Here is a 4,603-nt window from a genome sequence, read left to right as displayed (position 1 = left end):
TGCGCCCCGTGATGTCGTTAAGGCCGACATAGATCGCAGGAGAATCGTCGTAGGTCGCGACGCGCGCCGTCGCCATCGCCCAGAACTGCGTGCCGTCGGGCCGCCGGAACTGCACCTCCGCATTTCGCACGCTGCCCTCCGTCCTCAGATGCTGGATCAGATGGTCGCGCTCGCCTGGATCGGCGTAGAAATCCGCGATATTGGCCGACATGCCTTCGTCCATGCCGAAGAGTTCGCGCAGCGGCTCGTTCGTGTAGAGGATGTGTCCATCCGGCATCGACGTGATGCACAACGGCACCGGACTCGTTTCGACAATCGCGCGAAAGCGCGCCTCGCTTGCCTGCAAGCGCGCCTCCGCGCGCCGCCGCTCGTCGATCTGCGCTTGCAGGTTCGCGTTGGCGCGCGCCAGTTCTTCGGTGCGCAACGTGACGCGCCGTTCGAGATCGTCGCGCGCCTGCCATAGCGCAGCCTCCGTTTCCTTGCGCACGGCCACTTCGGCGAGCAGCTGCCGGTTCTGTGCGAGAAGCTGCTTGTGCATCGCGCGCAGTTCGAGATGCACGCCGACGCGCGCCAGCGTCTCGTCGACGCGCAACGGCTTGGTCACGTAATCGACTCCGCCCGCCGAAAAGCCCTCGACGCGATCCTCGTTGCCTGTCAGCGAGGTCATGAAGATAACGGCGATATCGCGCGTGCGTTCGTCGCGCTTCAGACGGCGACACGTCTCGAAGCCGTCGATGCCCGGCATCTTCACGTCGAGCAGGATCACGTCGGGCTGCGAGAAGGCTGCGCGCTCCAGCGCTTCGATGCCGTCGAGCGCCACCAGCACGCGGATGCCGCGCGCTTCGAGACTGTCGACGACCACGCCGAGATTCGCGGGCGTATCGTCGACGATCAGGACCGTGCCCGTATGTGCGACCGAGGCGGCGAGAGGGCTCATGATGCGGTGTTCCCTTCCAGGTACCGCTCAACGAGTTGCAGGATCGCCTTCGACTGATACGCGCGCGCCAGTTGATGCAGCCGCGCGGCGAACGCCGCATGCGCCGGATCGCTTGCCGCGATGCGCTCCGCCCACTGAACGATGCGCATGTTGCCGTCGCGCGCGAGCTGATGAAGTTCCGAGGATCTGCGCATAACCAAGGATGCGGTTAAGCGGCATGCTTCGCGCTCGATGGACGCCTCGCGCTCGTCGAGGTACGCACGATGCAGGCGCGTACCCATCGCGTTGAACGCCGACACCACGCGGTCGAGTTCATCCGCCTCGCGCGGCGGCTCGTGAAGATCGCAATCGTTCACAGTGCGCGCGATCGTCGCGAGATGCCGCGTGACGAACCGCCACAGAATATAGAACGTGAAGAGCGCGACCAGAAACGTATTCGCGCCCTGGCTCACCAGGATCACGAGCGCGGTGCGCGCAAGCTCGTGATAGAGATTGGCGAGCGTCGCCTCCACATACAGGGTGCCGATGCGTTCCACCTTGGCCTGCACGCGGTACAGGATCGGAAACTCCCGCGCGACCGTCATCTCCGTCATGCGCTCGCGCGCGGCCACGACCATCGCTGTGCCGGCCGACGGCGACTCGCGCACCTCGGCCGCGCGAATATCCGCGAGGCGAAGCATGCCTTGCAGTTCCAGCTTCAGTTGCGGCTGATCGAGCCGCCATAGCGCTTCGCCGAGACTGTCGCGATAGCTGCGATCGATATCGACGAGACGATTCTGAATCTGCGCGATGCCGCGCTCGTAGTCGCGATAGAGCTGCACCGCCGTCAGGATCAGCGTGATCGCGCAGCTAAAGACGAGCACCGTCGCGAGCAGCCGCAGCACCACGCTGCGCCGCACGTAACGGAGCCCGCTCCACCATGCGTCGAACCTGTCGAGAGCCATATCTTCCCGCGAGTGCCGCCGTTGTGTGTGTCCTGTTCTGCACTCGATGCCAAAGCCCGGTCTACCGCGCCCCACCCGGGTTTCAAACGTCCGATGAAACAACGCGCGCCGCCGTCCGCAGCCACTGCGCCCTGCCCCATGTCTTTGCGCGTTGCCTGCGTTGTCCGTTTGCTATTCCGGCACCTCGCCCACCGCCATCAGCCGGACCGTGCGCGCCGGACGTTCTACCAGTTCGTCGATCAGATCGGCCATTTCGCACTGCGCGTGAAAGCCGTACGCGTCGAGCTGGTCCGCGTGACGGCGCCGCAAATCGCGCATCGATTCACCCACCCGCCGCAGAGCAGCCGGCGTGCTGTCGGTCATCGGCCAGCAATGCAACAGATATGCGAGCGGCGTCACACTGCGCGTCTCACACCAGGTGTCGAACAGCCGCAGACAGAGCGAATCGACCTGCTCGACAACGTTCTCCCGCTCGGACAGATATGCCATCATGATGCATCGGTTGAGATCGCGTTTCGATGGCTCATCATCTGCGATCAGAACTTGTGTCGCAGTCAGCGCACGCGCAAAGACGGTCGTGTGACATCCTGATTCGCGTGTCGGGAAATCCTTAACGCTCACTCATGCAGAAAGCCTCGGCGCCGGTGAAAACCCCTTATATGCCGTTGCTTCACACTGTTCCGGTTCAGGAAATCCTGACGGCTCGAATCAGCGCTTCCTGAGACGACATTCCGCCGCCGCCGATTGGGCGCGCGCACCGATCACCCGTAGCATCGATTCATCGTGCATCGCGGAGAAAGTCATGGCGGGCAACAGATCGCTGCGCTCTCAAGTCGAAAAACTGGTCGGCTCGACACGTAGCCCGGCAGCGCGCGTGCGCCTGCTGGAACGCTCGCGCTCGGGCGGAACGTGTCGCGTGTGCATTCACATCGACAGGCCGACTGGCTCGTTCTCCCTCTTCTTCTTTCGTCATGCCGACGGCACATGGCATGTGTTTCCATCGGACAGGCGCCGACCGGAGATGGGGATAGGCCGCAAGGCAGCCTGATCGTTCTGCAAGCCAAGGAGACGCACATGCACGACGACGCTTCGAATGCATTGCCGCAATATGTGATCGAACTGCGCGCGTGGCTCAGCGACTGGTACGACCATGCGTTCAATGTGGGCTACATCCATCCGCCCTTCACACTCGACGAAGCGATTGCGGACCGCCTCGAGGGGTACTTCAAGGCAGGCCTGACGCCAGCCGAAGGCGCGACGGCGTTTTTCGGCTTCGTGCATTGAGAGGCGAGCGATGAGGTTTGAAGAGTTCGATGCCCGCTTGTCGCGCCTGCTGGTCACGATGCCTGCCGGGACGACCGCCGATCTGACGGACGGCATGATCGCCTGGTGGAATGGCGCGCGGACAATCTATGCGTGGATTGGCAAGGGCGACGATGGCAGGCACAGCGGATTGCACGCACGTGAACTCGACCTCGCCGACGACTGGGGACAATTCCATGACTGGCTCGCCGCATGGTTCGACGAGCCGCGCTTCAGTGCGCGTGCGGGTGTGGATCGTTACGGACGCTGACGGACGCGAAGACACCAGCGGTCGTCGCAGTTGCTCACTGAGGAGATCGGCAAGAAAGCGCCGGGTACGGCGTCGGTCGATCGCGGCAATCGTCGCCGCGGTCGGCAAGCCCGGCCATCCGTGCTGAAGATGCTTGCTCGAAAAAATTTGTGGAGCCAATCAATGAAACATATCGTCGGGCGTTATCGCGGATTCGCTATTGAGGCGCACATGGAGCCGCGGACGGTCCGGTCGTCCGATGGTGTCGCGCTGAGATACCGCGTCGAGTGGTCGTTGCACACACGGACGTTAAAACAAAAGGTCATCGGAGACTTTGCCGATCCCGTCATATACGATTCGGAGAGCGTCGCTCTCACCTGCGTCGACCGCAACGCTCGCACCCTTATCGATGCCATGCTGGCGGATGGTCTCGAGCGCGGTTCGGTCAGTCTGCTTCCGTCCACTCTAAATGCAAGCCTGCATGGTTTGGACGGTCATTCCTGAGGACCGTTCGAAGCGGGCGCTCGAGCATCACGCCGTGAGTCGTTGCTCCCCACGATGGTATGCGCGCCGGCTTGCTAGCTACCGGGTCCGTGCCAGCCCGGGTACGCTCGACATTGTGCGTTTGACCGGGGTGGCCGGGAGTTCGTCGGTTGCCGTTGTCTATGTGAGGGAATATCGGACCACCGGAACGCTCGGCGTCGCACGATGGCTTCACTTCTCAGCGGGCAACCCGCCTACGCGCTTTCGGCTCACTCCTGTGAGCTGCCCAGGCCGTCTCATCAAGCAACCGGGCAAAAAGCCGGTTAAGCATCGACTCAGGCAGAGGCGATAGCCCGAGCAACGAATGGAAAGCGAGGCCACTGGCTGCAAAGTATCGGAGCAAGGAAAGTTCAAGATCAGCAGATTCTTCCCGTAGCTTCTTCATCTTCGCGGCGTCGGTCGCCTTGAGGTCTTCCAGAAGTTCCGGACTCGCCACCAAAGCGGCGAGGATCGCCCGTGCGACCGAATGAGGCTGCTTGACGGATTCCCTGTAAATGGCGATCTGGGACGACAGGCACGGCTCCACTTTCGCCGCGCCATCCTTCACCATGTGTTCGCGCGCGATCTGGTCGAACCGCTCCTGCTGATGCTCCAGCAACGCCTTGAGGACGCCATTCTTGGTACGGA

General features: G+C 62.7%; 8 protein-coding genes. 4 read left to right on the top strand and 4 right to left on the bottom strand.

Annotated features, from left to right (window positions below; translation table 11 throughout):
• The 3 genes from BN2476_RS44015 to BN2476_RS44005 form a co-directional block, all read right to left on the bottom strand.
• The coding region (locus tag BN2476_RS44015) for a response regulator (protein ID WP_143811237.1) at window positions 1-937 on the bottom strand (937 nt) is incomplete at its 3' end.
• Complete coding sequence (locus tag BN2476_RS44010; RefSeq protein WP_152760294.1) at window positions 934-1,881, bottom strand: hypothetical protein; 948 nt, start codon at window positions 1,879-1,881, stop codon at window positions 934-936. The genes BN2476_RS44015 and BN2476_RS44010, both read right to left, overlap by 4 nt.
• A gap of 171 nt (window positions 1,882-2,052) precedes the next feature.
• The gene (locus BN2476_RS44005; protein WP_087740364.1) at window positions 2,053-2,373 is read right to left on the bottom strand and encodes a hypothetical protein; all 321 of its coding nucleotides are present in this window, start codon (window positions 2,371-2,373) and stop codon (window positions 2,053-2,055) included.
• 310 nt (window positions 2,374-2,683) lie between these two features.
• On the opposite strand from BN2476_RS44005, the gene BN2476_RS44000 reads away from it, so the two are divergent.
• The 4 genes from BN2476_RS44000 to BN2476_RS43985 all read left to right on the top strand — a co-directional run bounded on the left by BN2476_RS44000 (window position 2,684) and on the right by BN2476_RS43985 (window position 3,937).
• Window positions 2,684-2,929 carry a hypothetical protein gene (locus BN2476_RS44000; RefSeq protein WP_087740363.1) on the top strand — a complete coding sequence of 82 codons (246 nt, stop codon included), beginning with the start codon at window positions 2,684-2,686 and terminating at the stop codon, window positions 2,927-2,929.
• Between the two features lie 26 nt (window positions 2,930-2,955).
• Window positions 2,956-3,165 (top strand): hypothetical protein, encoded by a 210-nt coding sequence (locus BN2476_RS43995; RefSeq protein ID WP_087740362.1) that lies wholly within the window; start codon window positions 2,956-2,958, stop codon window positions 3,163-3,165.
• A 10-nt stretch (window positions 3,166-3,175) separates the two neighbouring features.
• Window positions 3,176-3,454, top strand: coding sequence for a hypothetical protein (locus BN2476_RS43990; RefSeq protein ID WP_087740361.1), 279 nt, complete (start codon window positions 3,176-3,178; stop codon window positions 3,452-3,454).
• 162 nt (window positions 3,455-3,616) lie between these two features.
• Window positions 3,617-3,937, top strand: a complete 321-nt coding sequence (locus BN2476_RS43985) for a hypothetical protein (protein ID WP_235851253.1) — start codon at window positions 3,617-3,619, stop codon at window positions 3,935-3,937.
• Window positions 3,938-4,154: 217 nt separating this feature from the next.
• Here the strand turns inward: BN2476_RS43985 and BN2476_RS46945 are convergent.
• Window positions 4,155-4,603, bottom strand: a 449-nt coding sequence (locus tag BN2476_RS46945) for a TetR family transcriptional regulator (RefSeq protein WP_087740360.1), incomplete at its 5' end; no start/stop codon positions are given.

Source organism: Paraburkholderia piptadeniae, assembly GCF_900007165.1.
In the GTDB taxonomy this organism is placed as follows: Bacteria; Pseudomonadota; Gammaproteobacteria; order Burkholderiales; family Burkholderiaceae; genus Paraburkholderia; species Paraburkholderia piptadeniae.
This window is presented reverse-complemented; position numbering and strand designations above follow the sequence as displayed.